At 71.5% G+C, this 15,016-nt stretch carries 12 protein-coding genes; 8 read left to right on the top strand and 4 right to left on the bottom strand.

What is annotated here, in order from left to right; genetic code table 11:
* The first annotated feature begins 2 nt into the window (after nucleotides 1-2).
* The gene (locus tag ABT352_RS06200; protein WP_350942892.1) at nucleotides 3-1,505 is read left to right on the top strand and encodes a M28 family metallopeptidase; all 1,503 of its coding nucleotides are present in this window, start codon (nucleotides 3-5) and stop codon (nucleotides 1,503-1,505) included.
* Between the two features lie 254 nt (nucleotides 1,506-1,759).
* Here ABT352_RS06200 and ABT352_RS06195 read toward each other — a convergent pair whose 3' ends face one another.
* Nucleotides 1,760-2,392, bottom strand: coding sequence for a mycothiol-dependent nitroreductase Rv2466c family protein (locus tag ABT352_RS06195; protein ID WP_350942891.1), 633 nt, complete (start codon nucleotides 2,390-2,392; stop codon nucleotides 1,760-1,762).
* Between the two features lie 206 nt (nucleotides 2,393-2,598).
* Between ABT352_RS06195 and ABT352_RS06190 the strand changes: the two genes are divergently transcribed.
* From ABT352_RS06190 to ABT352_RS06170, 5 genes are all read left to right on the top strand, one after another.
* Entirely contained in the window at nucleotides 2,599-3,429 is an 831-nt protein-coding gene (locus tag ABT352_RS06190; RefSeq protein ID WP_350942890.1) for an undecaprenyl-diphosphate phosphatase, read from the top strand.
* 206 nt (nucleotides 3,430-3,635) lie between these two features.
* Nucleotides 3,636-6,542: an ATP-dependent RNA helicase gene (locus tag ABT352_RS06185; RefSeq protein WP_350942889.1), complete on the top strand. Its 2,907-nt coding sequence runs from the start codon at nucleotides 3,636-3,638 to the stop codon at nucleotides 6,540-6,542.
* Nucleotides 6,543-6,727: 185 nt separating this feature from the next.
* Nucleotides 6,728-7,579 (top strand): SPFH domain-containing protein, encoded by an 852-nt coding sequence (locus tag ABT352_RS06180; protein ID WP_350942888.1) that lies wholly within the window; start codon nucleotides 6,728-6,730, stop codon nucleotides 7,577-7,579.
* The gene (locus ABT352_RS06175) at nucleotides 7,572-7,769 is read left to right on the top strand and encodes a type II toxin-antitoxin system antitoxin (protein WP_326635151.1); all 198 of its coding nucleotides are present in this window, start codon (nucleotides 7,572-7,574) and stop codon (nucleotides 7,767-7,769) included. Before ABT352_RS06180 ends, ABT352_RS06175 begins: the two co-directional genes overlap by 8 nt.
* Before the next feature lie 47 nt (nucleotides 7,770-7,816).
* Nucleotides 7,817-9,223 (top strand): amidase, encoded by a 1,407-nt coding sequence (locus ABT352_RS06170; RefSeq protein WP_350942887.1) that lies wholly within the window; start codon nucleotides 7,817-7,819, stop codon nucleotides 9,221-9,223.
* Nucleotides 9,224-9,375: 152 nt separating this feature from the next.
* Here ABT352_RS06170 and ABT352_RS06165 read toward each other — a convergent pair whose 3' ends face one another.
* The 3 genes from ABT352_RS06165 to deoC all read right to left on the bottom strand — a co-directional run bounded on the left by ABT352_RS06165 (nucleotide 9,376) and on the right by deoC (nucleotide 12,908).
* Nucleotides 9,376-10,350 (bottom strand): aldehyde dehydrogenase family protein, encoded by a 975-nt coding sequence (locus tag ABT352_RS06165; RefSeq protein ID WP_350942886.1) that lies wholly within the window; start codon nucleotides 10,348-10,350, stop codon nucleotides 9,376-9,378.
* Between the two features lie 182 nt (nucleotides 10,351-10,532).
* Nucleotides 10,533-11,960: an aldehyde dehydrogenase family protein gene (locus ABT352_RS06160; RefSeq protein WP_350942885.1), complete on the bottom strand. Its 1,428-nt coding sequence runs from the start codon at nucleotides 11,958-11,960 to the stop codon at nucleotides 10,533-10,535.
* A 9-nt stretch (nucleotides 11,961-11,969) separates the two neighbouring features.
* Nucleotides 11,970-12,908: a deoxyribose-phosphate aldolase gene (gene deoC / locus ABT352_RS06155; RefSeq protein WP_350942884.1), complete on the bottom strand. Its 939-nt coding sequence runs from the start codon at nucleotides 12,906-12,908 to the stop codon at nucleotides 11,970-11,972.
* A 304-nt stretch (nucleotides 12,909-13,212) separates the two neighbouring features.
* On the opposite strand from deoC, the gene ABT352_RS06150 reads away from it, so the two are divergent.
* Together ABT352_RS06150 and ABT352_RS06145 are read left to right on the top strand one after the other, a co-directional pair.
* On the top strand, nucleotides 13,213-14,526 hold the full coding sequence (locus ABT352_RS06150; protein ID WP_350942883.1) for a sensor histidine kinase: 1,314 nt from the start codon (nucleotides 13,213-13,215) through the stop codon (nucleotides 14,524-14,526).
* Between the two features lie 219 nt (nucleotides 14,527-14,745).
* The gene (locus tag ABT352_RS06145) at nucleotides 14,746-14,907 is read left to right on the top strand and encodes a hypothetical protein (protein ID WP_350942882.1); all 162 of its coding nucleotides are present in this window, start codon (nucleotides 14,746-14,748) and stop codon (nucleotides 14,905-14,907) included.
* Nucleotides 14,908-15,016 lie beyond the last annotated feature (109 nt).

Below are 15,016 nucleotides of genomic sequence, written 5' to 3'. Positions count from 1 at the left end.
TGATGCGCAGTCTGTGGACCATGGGCATGGCGGCGATCCTGGCCATCCCGTTGGCGTTCACCGCACCATCGGCGTCGGCCGCCGTCCCACCGGACATCTCGCTGACCGCCGTGAAGGCACACCTCACACAGCTCCAGTCCATCGCAGGCGCCAACGGCGGCAACCGCGCCCACGGCCGCCCCGGCTACCTCGCCTCGGCGAACTACGTCAAGGGCCTGCTGGACGGCGCGGGATTCACCACCTCCCTGCAGTCGTTCACCTACAACGGCGCGACCGGCTACAACGTCATCGCCGACTGGCCCGGTGGCGACCCGAACGACATCCTCATGGTCGGCGCCCACCTCGACAGCGTGACCGCCGGACCCGGCATCAACGACAACGGCTCCGGCAGCGCCGCCATCCTGGAGACCGCCCTCGAGGTCTCCCGCCAGTCGCTGGCGCCCACCAAGCACCTCCGCTTCGCCTGGTGGGGCGCGGAAGAGCTGGGCCTGCGCGGCTCCCAGTACTACGTGAACAACCTCTCGGCCACCGAGCGCGCCAAGATCAAGGGCTACTACAACTTCGACATGGTCGGCTCGCCCAACGCCGGTTACTTCATCTACGACGGCGACAACTCCGACGGCGTCGGCTCGGGCCCCGGCCCGGCGGGTTCCGCGCAGCTGGAGGCGACGCTCCAGGCGTACTTCACCTCGATCGGCGTCGCCACCCGGGGCACCGACTTCGACGGCCGCTCCGACTACGGGCCCTTCATCGCCGTCGGCATCCCCGCGGGCGGCACCTTCACCGGCGCCGAGGGCGTCAAGTCCAGCGCCCAGGCCACCCTCTGGGGCGGTACGGCGGGGCAGGCGTTCGACCCCTGCTACCACCGGGCGTGCGACACGACGTCCAACATCAGTGACACCGCGCTGAACCGCAACGCCGACGCCATCGCCTACGCGGTGTGGACGACCGCGACCGCCGTACCTCCGACGGTCGTCTGGCAGGACACCTTCGAGACCTCGACCGGCTGGACGACCAACCCGTCGGGGACCGACACCGCCACCTCGGGCCAGTGGGAGCGCGGCGTCCCGCAGGCCACCAACTCCAGTGGCGCCAAGCAGCTCGGCACCACCGTGAGCGGCACCAACGACCTGGTCACCGGCAGGCTCGCGGGTTCCGCGGCCGGCGACTACGACGTCGACGGAGGCATCACCAGCGTCCGCTCCCCGGCCGTCGCCCTGCCGTCGACCGGGACGCTCAAGCTCGCCTTCTCCTGGTATCTCGCGCACGGCTCCAACTCCTCAAGCGCCGACTACCTGCGCGTGAAGGTCGTCGGCTCCACCACCACCCAGGTGTTCCAGCAGCTCGGTGCGGCCTCCAACCGCAACGGCGCCTGGGGTACGGCGGACGTCGACATCTCCGCCTTCGCGGGGCAGAGCGTCCGGATCCTGGTCGAGGCCGCCGACGCCTCGGGCGCCTCCCTGGTGGAGGCCGGGGTGGACGACGTCAAGGTGACCCGCCAGTGAGCGGGGCGGTGACCCGGCGGCAGTAGACGAGACCGGGTGCGGCCCGCGCCTTCCCCCTCCACGGGCCGTCCGGATCGCCTCTGGACGGCCCGCCACGCGGGTCGCACCCCTCCGGGTCTCGTGGACGACCTCTCGCGGCCCCTTTCGAACGAACCGACCTCGAACGAACCGCCTTCCGACGAACCTCGAACGAACCGCCCTCGAACGAACCGGCGTCCGCGGGCGGGAAACCCGCGTTCCGGGGCGAACCCCCGTCAGTCCGAATCGTCGAGCCGGGGTTTCTCGTGCGCGGTGCCCTTGAGCTCGTGGAAGCCCGGGGTTCCCGCCACGAGCAGCGTCCCGTCCCACAGGCGGCCCGCCTGCTCGCCGACGGGAATCCGGGAGATCACGGGGCCGAAGAACACGACGCGCCCGCCACCGGTGGCGGGGCCGGTGGCGGCGACCACCGGGGTGCCGACGTGCTCGCCGATCAGGCCGATGCCCTCCGCGTGCGAGGCGCGCACCGCCTCGTCGTAGGCCGTCGACATCCCGGCCTCGGCCAGTTCCGGCGGCAGGCCCGCGGCGGCGAGGGAGTCGTGCAGGGCACCGGCCCAGTCCTGCCCACGAGCGCGGCCGACGGTCCACATCGCGGTGTACAGCCTCCCGAGCGCCTCCTGCCCGTACTCCTGTCGTACGGCCTCGCAGACGCGCACGGGAACCCAGAGGTATCCCTCCGTGTCGCCCTCGGGATCCTCGTCACGGCCCTCGTTGAGCACCGCCAGGCTCATCACGTGCCGGCGCACCTCGACCGGCCGCACCCTCTCCACCTCCACCAGCCACCGGGAGGTGATCCAGGTGTACGGGCAGGAGGGGTCGAACCAGAAGTCCGCGATCGTCTTGATCGTCATTCCCAGCCCTCCGATCGTCGTCCTCGGACGACGCCCGAGTACTGTGCCACCCTCGCCGAACGGCGCTCAGGAGCCAACTCGACTCGCCATGTGATCTTCGTTGGCCCCCCACTCGGCAATGCCCTGAACGACCCGTGTCACACCGGCCCCGCTGCTCCGCTAGCCTCGCGTAGGTTACCCACGCGCAGGCACGGAAGGTGCTTCAAGTGATCAGCTGGTTCGAAGCGGTGGTCCTCGGGCTGATTCAGGGATTGACGGAGTTTCTGCCGATCTCCTCCAGTGCCCACATCAGGGTCGCGTCGGCGTTCTTCGGCTGGCCGGACCCGGGGGCCGCGTTCACCGCGGTCATCCAGCTCGGCACCGAGGCCGCGGTGCTGATCTACTTCCGCAAGGAGATCTGGGAGATCATCTCCACCTGGACGCGCTCCCTGTGGACCCCCGGCCTGCGCGGCCACCACTCCGCCCGGATGGGCTGGTACGTCATCGTGGGCACCATCCCGATCGTGGTGCTCGGCCTGCTCTTCAAGGACTCCATCGAGGGTGCCTTCCGCGACCTGCGGCTGATCGGCACGACGCTGATCGTCTTCGGCCTGGTCCTGTGGTTCGCCGACCACACCGCCCGCAACAAGCTCACCCTGGAGCGGAACCTCAGCTTCACCCACGCCATGATCTACGGCTTCGCCCAGTCGCTCGCTCTCATCCCCGGGGTGTCCCGCTCCGGCGGCACGATCAGCGCCGGGCTGCTGCTGGACTACCGCAGGGAGGAGGCCGCGAAGTACTCCTTCCTGCTGGCCATCCCGGCCGTGCTGGGCTCGGGCTTCCTGGAGCTGTTCAAGATCGGCGACGGCAGCGCCCCCGACTGGGGGCCCACGATCCTGGCCACCGTGATCTCGTTCGTCGTGGGCTATCTGGCGGTCTCGTGGTTCCTGAAGTACATCAGCACCCACCGCTTCACCGGCTTCGTGATCTACCGGATCGCCCTCGGGATCATCATCATCGCCCTGGTGAGCTTCGGAATCCTCGACCCGTCGGCCTAGCGGCCCGAAGGCGACCCCCGGGGGGTCGCCTTCGGTCTCCCCTCGTCCCGCGGCTCGCCAGCACTCGTTGTCGGCGACGACCCAGTGGCCACCGGTCCGCCTGAGGCCGTGCGTGACGAGGACGTTCCACAGGCCCAACGCGTCGTCGGACCCGTTGGCGTAGGTGGGGCGGCCTGACCGATGGCGGACTCGGGGACACTGGACGGGTGCGTTCCGACTCCTCCGGCCTGCCCGTACGTCACGTCCTGCCCGAGTTGCTCGCGGCGCTGGACGGGCGGGGCGTCGCCGTGCTCACCGCTCCCCCTGGCACAGGCAAGACCACGCTCGTCCCGCTCGCGCTCGCCGGGCTCCTCGACGGCTCGGGACCGAAGCGGGTGATCGTGGCCGAGCCGAGGCGGATGGCGGTGCGGGCGGCGGCGAAGCGGATGGCGTGGCTGCTGGAGTCCGAGGTGGGCGCGGAGGTCGGGTTCTCGATACGCGGCGAGCGCAGAACCGGTCCGAGGACGGTCGTCGAGGTCGTCACCACCGGAGTGCTGTTGCAGCGGCTCCAGCGCGACCCCGACCTCGAGGGCGTGCACACGGTCCTGCTGGACGAGTGCCACGAGCGCCACCTGGACGCCGACACCGCGCTGGCGTTCCTCCTCGACGTCCGTGCCACGCTCCGCCCCGACCTGCGGATCGTCGCCACCTCCGCCACCGCCGACGCCGCCCCCTGGGCCCGCCTCCTCGGCTCCCCCGGCGCTCTCCCACCGTCCGGCGGCACCGATGGCCCCCACCCGTCCGATACCCCGGGCGACCCCGCCGGCTCCGACGCCTCCCGCGACCCCGGCGACCTCGGCGGCCCCGACACCTTCCGCGACCTGGGCGGTCCCGGCGATCCCGCGCCGATCGTGCACGCCTCCGGGACCATGCATCCGGTCACGCCCGTCTGGGTGCCGCCCACCGGGACCGTCGCACCGCCCCACGGCATGCGGGTGGACCCGGCGTTCCTCACCCATGTCGCGGCCGTCGTACGGCGTGCGCTGGCAGAGCACGAGGGTGACGTGCTCTGCTTCCTGCCCGGTGTCGGCGAGATCGGCCGGGTGGCCGCGATGCTCCCCGGCGTCGACGTCCTCCAGGTGCACGGTCAGGCCCCGGCCCGGGTCCAGGACGCGGTCCTGTCCCCGGGGGACGGCAGAAGAGTGGTGCTCGCCACCTCGGTCGCCGAGTCGAGCCTCACCGTGCCGGGCGTGCGGATCGTGGTCGACTCCGGCCTGGCGAGGGAGCCCCGCACCGATCATGCCCGCGGTCTCGGTTCGCTCACCACCGTCCGCGCCTCCAGGGCCTCGGCCACCCAGCGGGCGGGGCGGGCGGGCCGTGAGGCGCCCGGCGTGGTCTACCGGTGCTGGTCGCGGGCCGAGCACGACCGGCTGCCCGAGCACGCGCGGCCCGAGATCGCACTCGCCGACCTGACCGGCTTCGCCCTCCAGGTCGCCTGCTGGGGCGACCCCTCGGCCACCGGCCTCGCCCTGCTCGACCCGCCACCGCCCGCCGCGATGGACGCCGCCCGCCGCACCCTGTACGCCCTGGGCGCGCTGGACTCCCCCGCCACCCCGCGGACGCCGGGCGGGCCGGAGCGCTCTTCGGGCCCCCCTCCCGGCGGCCGGGTGACCGACCGGGGACGACGAATGGCCGGGGTCGGGGTCCACCCGCGCCTGGCACGTGCCCTGATCGACGCGGGGACGGACACCGGCGCGGACGGTATCGACGCCGGCCCCCGGGCCGCCGAGGTCGTGGCACTGCTGTCGGAGCAGCTGCCCAGGGACGCGGGCGACGACCTGGTGGCGATCTGGCGCTCCGCGCGCCAGGGCGGCGACGGCTTCTCCGCCCGGTGGCGCCAGGAGGCGAGTCGCCTGGCCCGAGCCGTACCCGCCACCGACCGGCACCGGGGGCGAAAACCCGCCGACGCCGGTGCCGTCCGGCCGGGAAAAGGCGATGCCGCGGGAAGACCCGCGAGAAGCGGCGGCGCCGAGGCGGCCCGCGCCGGCAGCGCCACATCCACCGGCGCCACGTCCACAAGCGGCACATCCACCGGCGCCACGTCCAAGGGCGCCACGTCCAAGGGCACCACGTCCAAGGGCACCACGTTCACGGGTGCTCCGACGGCCGGGGGCGACGACGCCGTGGCCGGGATCGTCGTGGCACTCGCCTACCCGGAGCGGGTGGCGCGGCGGCGCGGCGGGTCGTACCTGATGGCCTCGGGAACGGCCGCCGAACTGCCGCGCGGGTCACGGCTGGGGACGGCGGAGTGGCTCGCGGTCGCGGTCGCGGACCGGCCCGCCGGAGCGGCGTCGGCGAGGATCAGGCAGGCGGTGGTGATCGACGAGGAGATCGCCAGGCTCGCCGCGGCCTCCCTGTACGTCTCCGGCGAGGAGATCACCTGGCATGTGCCGCCGGGAGAGCGGCGCGGAGACGTGTCGGCGCGCCGGGTGGAACGACTGGGCGCGATCGAGCTGTCCAGCGGCGCGCTCCGCGACGCCGACGTGCGGCCCGCCGTCCTGGAGGGCCTGCGCTCCGAGGGCCTGTCGATACTGCGCTGGACTCCCGAGGCCGTGGCCCTGCGCGAGCGGCTCGCCTTCTGCCGCCGTACGCTCGGCGACCCCTGGCCCGCGACGGACGACGACGCGCTGATCGAGGCGGCCGATCGCTGGCTGGAGCCCGAGCTGTCGCGGGCCCGCCGCCGGTCCGACCTGGAGCGTCTCGACGTGGTCTCCGCCCTGCACCGCCTGGTCCCGTGGAACGCACGGCTGGCGGAGACGGCCCCCGAGCGGGTCGAGGTGCCGAGCGGGTCACGGATCAGGATCGACTACTCGGGAGAGCGGCCGGTGCTCGCGGCCAAGCTGCAGGAGTTGTTCGGCTGGACCGAGACCCCGCGCGTCGCGGGAGTCCCGCTCGTGATCCACCTGCTCTCCCCCGCGGGCCGCCCGGCCGCCGTCACCGCCGACCTCGCCTCGTTCTGGCGCGAGGGCTACCGCGCGGTCCGTGCCGAGCTCCGCGGCCGTTATCCCCGGCATCCCTGGCCGGACGACCCCATGTCGGCCACCGCCACCCGCCGCACCAACCCGCGACGCTGACACGGCGCCGACCCGGAGCAGCGGGCACGATCATCGCCCGGCACACGCCTCCTCACCTCCCGTACCGGCCGGGCAACCGCTCCCGGCGCTCCCGGCGGCAAGCCGGAAACCTCGCCCGGCGACCCGCGCGGACGGCCTTCGTGAGCTATCGTAGTGATATCACTTCGATAGCAAAGGTGGCGTACATGGAACGACGTGCTTTCCGGGCGAGCGGATTCGGCGTCCTGATCGGGCTCCTGGCGCTCGGGGCCGTCCTGGCCTGGGCCGGGTGGGCGGCGGGGGAAACGGGGCTGATCGCCGCGGCGATCGGGTGGGGGGTCGTCGCGATGGTCGTGGCCACCGGATTCACGGTGATCAACCCGAACGAGGCGAAGGTCGTGCAGTTCTTCGGCCGCTACGTCGGGACCGTGAACCAGGCCGGGTTCCAGTGGGTGCTGCCGTTCACCAGCAAGGCACGTGTCACCCTCCGGGTGCGCAACTTCGAGACGACCAAGCTCAAGGTGAACGACGCCGACGGCAACCCCGTGGAGATCGCCGCCGTCGTCGTCTACAAGGTCTCCGACACCGCCAAGGCGACGTTCTCCGTGGACGACTACGAGCAGTACGTGGCGATCCAGTCCGAGGCCGCCGTCAGGCACCTGGCCACCAGTCACCCGTACGACGCCCACGAGGAGGGCCGTACCAGCCTGCGCGACGGCGCCGAGGTGGCCGCCGAGCTCACCACCGAGCTGAGCGACCGCACACAGCTCGCCGGGGTGGAGGTGCTGGAGGCGCGGATCACCCACCTCGCCTACGCTCCGGAGATCGCCCAGGCGATGCTGGTCCGGCAGCAGGCCGCCCAGGTGGTCGCGGCGCGCACCCACATCGTCGCCGGCGCGGTCGGCATGGTCCAGCTCGCACTGACCAAACTACGGGAGGATGAGGTGGTGGAACTCGACGAGGAGCGCAAGGCGCAGATGGTCTCCAACCTGCTGGTCGTCCTCTGTGGTGACAAGGCGACGCAGCCGGTGGTCAATGCCGGCAGCCTCTATGGCTGAGCGCAAGAAGATCCTGCTGAGGCTCGACCCGGCCGTCTACGAGGTGATCGCCAAATGGGCGGCCGACGACCTGCGAAGCGTCAACGCCCAACTGGAGTACGCACTCCGGTTGGCGCTCAAGGCGGCGGGGCGCGAGCCCCGGCGGGGCGAGCGGAATAACACCGACGAGCCGGACAAGTCATCTGATTGAGATGTAGGACGCTTCCCCTGGCGGACTCGCCGGACCACACTCGGTGCATGTCGTGGGTGGGAAGTTCCGCAGTGGAGATCGCGGATGCCGTGCGACGGGGGAAGGTCACGGCACCCGTGGTGGTCGCCGAGCACCTCGACGCCATCGCCGAGCGTGACGGACGCGTCGGGGCGTTCCGCGTGGTCCTCGCCGAACGGGCGCTGGCCGAGGCACGGGTCCTGCAGGAGCGGGAGGACCTCGCCGGGCTGCCGCTCGCCGGGGTGCCGATCGCGGTCAAGGACAACGTCGCGGTCGGGGGTGAGACGTCGCGCAACGGTTCCGCGGCGACGCCCGACGTGGCCGCGCAGGAGGATCATCCGGTGGTCGCCAGGCTCAGGGCGGCGGGCGCGGTGGTCGTCGGCATCACCAACGTGCCCGAGCTGTGCCTGGCCGGGGTCACCGACAGCGTGTACGGCGTCACGCGCAACCCGTGGGACCTGAGGCGCACCCCCGGCGGCTCCTCGGGAGGCAGCGCGGCGGCCGTGGCCGCGGGGATGGTCCCGCTCGCCCACGGCGCCGACGGGCTGGGCTCGCTGCGCATCCCGGCCGCCTGCTGCGGCCTGGTCTCGATCAAGCCCGGGCAGGGGGTGGTCCCACCGCCCGAGCACGACTGGTACCGGATGTCGGAGAACGGGCCGATGGCCACGACCGTCGCCGACCTCGCCCTCGCCCTCGCCGTCATGGCGGGTGACATGTCGCTGGCGACGCCCGACGAGAGCGAGGCCCTCGGCGTGGGCCGCGCCATCGACGACTATCCGGGCGGGCTCACCCTGTCGGATCCGCCACGGCTGCGGATCGCGGTCGCGCCGATGCCGCTGCCGCCGGGTTTCTCGGTGGACGCCGAGTTCCAGCGGGCGGTGACCGGGGCGGCGGAGGTCCTGGGCGCGGCGGGGCACACCGTGGTGGAACACACCGAACGGATGTCCCTGCGGCTCGGTGCCGCCGCCGTGACCACCTGGTTCGCGTGCGCCGCCGGCGACGTCGAAGGGCTCGAACCGCGCGGACTGGAGCGGCGCACCCGGTCCCTGGCGAGGGCCGGCCGGCTGCTCTCCAAGGTCGGGGCGGACGGCGCGACGGGCCGCGACCGCTGGCGCGCCTACGGGGCGGACCAGTGGTTCGGCAACGCCGACGTGCTCGTCACCCCGACACTCGCCGCCGTACCGCCGCCCGCCGAGCGCTGGGGCCGCCGAGGGCTCCTCGCCAACGCCCGCGTCAACCTCACGTACGCGCCCGCCACGGCGGCGTGGAACATGGCCGGCTGGCCCGCCATGAGCGTCCCGTACGGCAGGCACTCCACCGGCACGCCGATCGGTGTCCAGCTCGTCGCGGCCCCCGGCGGCGAGGCGCAACTCCTCGCCCTGGCCGGGCAGCTCGAGGCCGCCCGGCCGTGGACCCGCCACGCCCCGCTCACCTGAGAGCCCTGGAACCTCTCGCCTCACGCCCCTTCACGTGACAGCGGCTCGCTTGACGGCTCCTCGCCGGGCGGCAGCCCCTCTGACGGCCGCTCGTCCCCGTCGGCGAGCCCTCCGGACGGACTCCTCGCCCGATGACGGCTCGCCGACGGCGATCAGACTCCGGTGGGGTGCCAGACCGTCTTGGTCTCCAGGAAGGCCGTGAGGCGCCTGGTGCCGGGGTCGGCGGACCAGTCGGTCGCGGCGGGGCGGAAGACGCGCTTGAGGTTCTCCGCCGCCGCCTCCTCGCACGCGACCGCGAGGCTCTCGTCGGCGACCCCGGTGAGGTCGAGGGCGTTCACGTCCATGTGCGCGGCCAGCCAGGGGGCGATCTCGGCGACCGAGCCGGTGAGGATGTTCACCACCCCGCCGGGCAGGTCCGAGGTGGCCAGCACCTCGGCCAGGGTGATCGAGGGCAGCGGGGCGCGCTCGCTCGCGATCACCACGCAGGTGTTGCCCGTGACGATCACCGGGGCGATCACCGAGACGAGCCCGAGCAGCGGCTCGTCGGGGGCGACCACCGCGACCACGCCGGTCGGCTCGGGCGAGGAGAGGTTGAAGTAGGGCCCGGCGACCGGGTTGGCGGACCCGGCTATCGCAGCGATCTTGTCGGACCATCCCGCGTACCAGACCAGCCGGTCGACGGCCGCGTCCACGACCTCCCCGGCCTTCTTCGTCCCGGTCTCCGCCAGCTCCGCGACGAACTGTGCCCGGCGGCCCTCCAGCATCTCGGCGACGCGGTAGAGGATCTGCCCCCGGTTGTACGCCGTCGCGCCCGACCAGCCGCCGAACGCCTTGCGCGCTGCCGTCACCGCGTCGCGGGCGTCCTTGCGCGAGGCCTTGGACGCGTTGGCGAGGAAGTCGCCCCTTGAGGAGGCCACGGCGTAGGACCTTCCGCTCTCGGAGCGCGGGAACGCCCCGCCGATGTACAGCTTGTACGTCTTGCGCACGGCGAGCCGTGCGGGCCCGCCGCCCTCGCCCGCACGGGAGGAAGCCGTGCGCTCTCCTGTGGCGTCACCCGCGCGCTCTTCCGCGGCGTCACCCGCCCGCTTGCCGGCCCGTGCCCGGCTCGGCCTCTCCGCCTTACTCATTTCCCAGCCCTCTCCACGTGCTCTCCTGCTGTGCCAGCCGGGCCGGCACGAAGATCTGACCGCAGCGGCTCACCCCGCACCGGTGGGCGAACCAGCCACGCGGCTCCGGCCGTCCCGCGCGGGCGAAGCCGTGGCCTCTGGTGCTCTGGACACGCCGGCGGCGACGCCTGCCCCGGTGATGTTCACACATCGAGATACGCCTCCAGCCCGTGCCGGCCACCCTCGCGTCCGTACCCGGACTCCTTGTAGCCGCCGAACGGCGAGGTGGGGTCGAAGCGGTTGAAGGTGTTGGACCAGACGACGCCGGCGCGCAGCCTGCTCGCCATCCACAGGATGCGCGATCCCTTCTCCGTCCACACCCCCGCCGACAGGCCGAACGGGGTGTTGTTCGCCTTCTCCACCGCCTCCGCCGGGGTACGGAAGGTCAGCACGGACAGTACGGGGCCGAAGACCTCCTCGCGGGCGATCCGGTGCGACTGCGCGACACCGGTGAAGATGGTCGGCGGGAACCAGAAGCCCTTGTCGGGCAGCGAGCAGGCCGGGGACCAGCGTTCCGCGCCCTCCGCCTCCCCGAGGTCGGACAGCTCACGGATCTTGGCGAGCTGGGCCGCGGAGTTGATCGCGCCGATGTCGGTGTTCTTGTCGAGCGGGTCGCCCAGCCGCAGGGTGCCGAGCCGTCGCTTCAGCGCGTCGAGCAGCTCCGTCTCGATCGACTCCTGCACCAGCAGGCGGGAGCCCGCGCAGCAGACGTGGCCCTGGTTGAAGAAGATCCCGTTCACGATGCCCTCGACGGCCTGGTCGAGCGCGGCGTCCTCGAACACGATGTTCGCGGCCTTGCCTCCGAGCTCCAGCGTGACCTTCTTGCCGGTGCCCGCGACCGACCTCGCGATCTGGCGGCCGACCTCGGTGGAGCCGGTGAAGGCCACCTTGTCGACGTCGGGGTGGTTCACCAGGGCGGCGCCGGTCTCGCCCGCGCCGGTCACGATGTTGACCACGCCGGGCGGCAGGTCGGCCTGCGCGCAGATCTCCGCGAACAGCAGCGCGGTCAGCGGGGTGGTCTCCGCGGGCTTGAGGACGACGGTGTTGCCGCAGGCGAGCGCGGGGGCGATCTTCCACGCGAGCATGAGCAGCGGGAAGTTCCACGGGATGACCTGGCCGGCCACCCCGAGCGGGCGCGGTCCTGGGCCGTACCCGGCGTAGTCGAGCTTGTCGGCCCAGCCCGCGTAGTAGAAGAAGTGGGCCGCGACGAGGGGCAGGTCCACGTCGCGGGACTCGCGGATCGGCTTGCCGTTGTCCAGCGACTCCAGCACGGCCAGCTCGCGCGAGCGCTCCTGGATGATCCGCGCGATCCTGAACAGATACTTGGCCCGCTCGGAGCCGGGCATCGCCGACCAGACGCCGAACGCCTTGCGCGCGGCCTGGACCGCCCGGTCGACATCGGCCTCCGTGGCCCAGGCGACCTCCGCGAGGACCTCCTCGGAGGCGGGGTTGACGGTCTTGTTGCGGTTCTCGCCCTGGGAGTCGACCCACTCGCCGCCGATGAACAGGCCGTAGGACGGCCTGATGTCGACGACGCCACGCGACTCGGGCGCCGGTGCGTACTCAAACATGTGAACGCCTTAGTCGAGGGTGAAGTAGTCGGGACCCGCGTATCTGCCGGTGGTCATCTTCTGGCGCTGCATCAACAGGTCGTTGAGGACGCTGGAGGCGCCGAGCCGGAACCAGTCGGGGCTGAGCCAGCCGTCGCCGACGGTCTCGTTGACCAGGACGAGCATCTTGATCGCGTCCTTGGTGGTCTTGATGCCGCCCGCGGGCTTCACCCCGACCTTGCGGCCGGTCGCGGCGAGGAAGTCGCGGACCGCCTCCAGCATGATCAGCGTCACCGGGAGGGTCGCGGCGGGCTGGACCTTTCCCGTGGAGGTCTTGATGAAGTCGCCCCCGGCCAGCATGGCCAGCCAGGACGCGCGGCGCACGTTGTCGTACGTGGACAGCTCGCCGGTCTCCAGGATCACCTTCAGGTGGGCGGTGCCGCACGCGGCCTTGATCGCGACGATCTCCTCGAAGACCTTGAGGTAGTCGCCCGCGAGGAACGCGCCCCGGTCGATGACCATGTCGATCTCGTCGGCACCGGCCGCCACCGCGAGGGTGGTGTCGGCGATCTTGACGTCGAGCGAGGAACGCCCGCTGGGGAAGGCGGTCGCGACGCTGGCCACCTTGACGCCGGAGCCCTTCAGCGCCGCCACCGCCCCGGCGACCATGTCGGGGTAGACGCACACCGCGGCCACCTTGGGCACGGAGGGGTCGGCCGGGTCGGGGTGGACGGCCTTGGCGCACATCGCGCGGACCTTACCCGGGGTGTCGGCCCCCTCCAGGGTCGTCAGGTCCACCATGCCGATGGCGAGGTCGATGGCCTGGGCCTTGGCGGTGGTCTTGATGGATCGGGTGCCGAGCATCGCGGCGCGCTGGTCGGCGCCCACGCGGTCGACGCCGGGCAGGCCGTGCAGGAAGCTTCGCAGCGTGACGTTGGACGCGGCCACGTCGTTGAGCGAGGTCGTCATAGTTGACACCTCTCCAGCATGCCTACTGGTGTGATTACTTCCAAACTGGACCCTGCCCAGCGGCCTTGTCGGTTTTCGTCAACTTCCGCCGACCGGCCCGCACGAGAGCCGGCACCGCCGCCCCTCCCCGCCCCGCGAACCCCTGATGGCTTTAGCCAAATTTGTCCTATGTCATGACATAGATCTTGGACTTCCGCTTTCGTGCCTGTATGCAGGTGAACAGGCAAACATGGCGGGGGATTCGTTTATGTGGCCCTTTGGGGGCGATTGCTCGATCCGGGCGCGCTTCACAGTCCTTGCAGCGGTGGTGTCCCTGATCGTCTTCACCGTGATCGCGGTAGGTCTCGACATCATGATCCGTAATGAGATCCGCGACGACATATTCCGCGAGACGCAGCGGGTGGCGATCGAGTGGATCGCGTCGATGAAGCCTGGCCTTCCTCCGGCCGCGGTACCGAGCACCGAGGTCAATCTCCTGCAGCTCGTCGACTCACGTGGCCGGGTGGTGTCGGCCAGTCCCGCCGCCGCGGGGAGGCCGCCGCTCAGCACCGTCCGGCCGCCCCACGACGACCGCATCCTCCACCTCACCGAGTGCTCCCCCACCGGCTGCGTCCTGGTCACCGCCACCCGGGTCTCCCCACAGGAGGCCCGCTTCGTGTGGAACGGCGACTCTCACGTCGTCTACGCGGGAGTGGCCGAGCCTCCCGCGCTGGCCACGCACATCCTGGAGATCGGCACACTGACCGCGGCCCTGCTCACCACCGCCTTCACCACCTGGATGGTCTGGGCACTGGTCGGGCGGACACTACGGCCGGTGGAGGCGATCCGCGAGAGAACGTCGGAGATCGGCGTCGGCGACCTGAGCATGCGGGTGCCGGAACCGCCCTACGACGACGAGATCGCCCGGCTGGCGCGCACGGTCAACGAGACCCTGGCCCGGCTGGAGAAGGCGGTGGGACAGCAGCGGCACTTCGCCTCCATCGTCTCCCACGAGCTCAAAACCCCGGTGGCCGGCCTTCGGATACAGCTCGAAGAGGCCGTGCTGTACCCGGACCGCGTCGATCAGGGCGAGGTGATCCAAGCGGGCCTTGCGACGACGGAACGGCTCCGAGCCCTGATCGACGACATCCTGATCTTCGCCCGGATCCGCACGGTCGCTCCCGCCCCTCCCGAACCGGTCGACCTCGGGACGCTGGTGTACGAGGAACTGATCACCACGACACGGCCTGTGCCGGTGCGCACCCGGGTGAGGAACGAGGTGACGGTCCTCGGCAACCGCGTCCAACTCGGCGAGATTCTCAACAACCTGGTCGTCAACGCCCAACGGCATGCCAGAACCGGCGTCGAGGTCAGCGCCGAGCGCAGGGGTGACCAGGCGGTGGTCACGGTGAGCGACGACGGGGACGGCATCGCCCCGGAGGCCCGCGAACGGGTCTTCCAGCCCTTCGTACGACTGAGCGACGGGCGGCACAGGGATCCCACCGGCAGTGGGCTCGGCCTCGCCATCTCTCGCGCGATCGCCGCCGACCACCACGGGACACTGGAGATCGAGGACAGTCCGCGAGGCGCGCGCTTCGTCCTCCGGCTGCCGCTGCTCGGGCGTGACGTCACAGAGTGACTCCGGCTGCCGCCGCTCCAGCCTGGCGTCACAGCCTGAAACCCTCCGGTCACAGCACTAGGCAGTATCGGCACGGGACGGGCCCCATCTAGGTAGTGCCGCGGCGAGAAGTGCCCGGGAGATAGGACATCCTCCCGATGTGGGACCGGGGGCCTTAGGACGAATCTTGAGTCTGTAAGGAAAGCGTGCCGCGAGGCGCCCCATCAGAAAGGAACCCTCATGGGTCCCGAGTTCCATCTTGAGATGATCGCCCACCGGACCGCCGAGCTCCGCGAGGAGGCCGACGACTACCGCCGCGCCCGTGAGGCGGAGGAGGACAGGAAGGCCCACTCCTCGGAGAAGCGCCGCGGGGGGCTCTTCAGCAAAATCATTCCGGCATGACCCCGTCCCGAGAGCCCGGCCGCTCCCCCTCGCCCGGCCGGGCCTCCCTGCCTCCCTGACTCCCCGATTTCACCGAGCGAAAAATGAGGAGATCGCACCTTTAAGGCAT

Source organism: Streptosporangium sp. NPDC000563 (assembly GCF_040299985.1).
GTDB lineage: Bacteria > Actinomycetota > Actinomycetes > Streptosporangiales > Streptosporangiaceae > Streptosporangium.
Note: the sequence above shows the minus strand (reverse complement) of the source record. Positions and strands in the feature narration are given on the sequence as shown.

Coding starts and splice junctions, on each gene's coding strand:
- ABT352_RS06200 (WP_350942892.1), top strand. CDS start 3: ATGCGCAGTCTGTGGACCATGGGCATGGCGGCGATCCTGGCCATCCCG.
- ABT352_RS06195 (WP_350942891.1), bottom strand. CDS start 2,392: ATGACGATCAAGACGATCGCGGACTTCTGGTTCGACCCCTCCTGCCCG.
- ABT352_RS06180 (WP_350942888.1), top strand. CDS start 6,728: ATGGAACGACGTGCTTTCCGGGCGAGCGGATTCGGCGTCCTGATCGGG.
- ABT352_RS06175 (WP_326635151.1), top strand. CDS start 7,572: ATGGCTGAGCGCAAGAAGATCCTGCTGAGGCTCGACCCGGCCGTCTAC.
- ABT352_RS06170 (WP_350942887.1), top strand. CDS start 7,817: ATGTCGTGGGTGGGAAGTTCCGCAGTGGAGATCGCGGATGCCGTGCGA.
- ABT352_RS06165 (WP_350942886.1), bottom strand. CDS start 10,350: ATGAGTAAGGCGGAGAGGCCGAGCCGGGCACGGGCCGGCAAGCGGGCG.
- ABT352_RS06160 (WP_350942885.1), bottom strand. CDS start 11,960: ATGTTTGAGTACGCACCGGCGCCCGAGTCGCGTGGCGTCGTCGACATC.
- deoC (WP_350942884.1), bottom strand. CDS start 12,908: ATGACGACCTCGCTCAACGACGTGGCCGCGTCCAACGTCACGCTGCGA.
- ABT352_RS06145 (WP_350942882.1), top strand. CDS start 14,746: ATGGGTCCCGAGTTCCATCTTGAGATGATCGCCCACCGGACCGCCGAG.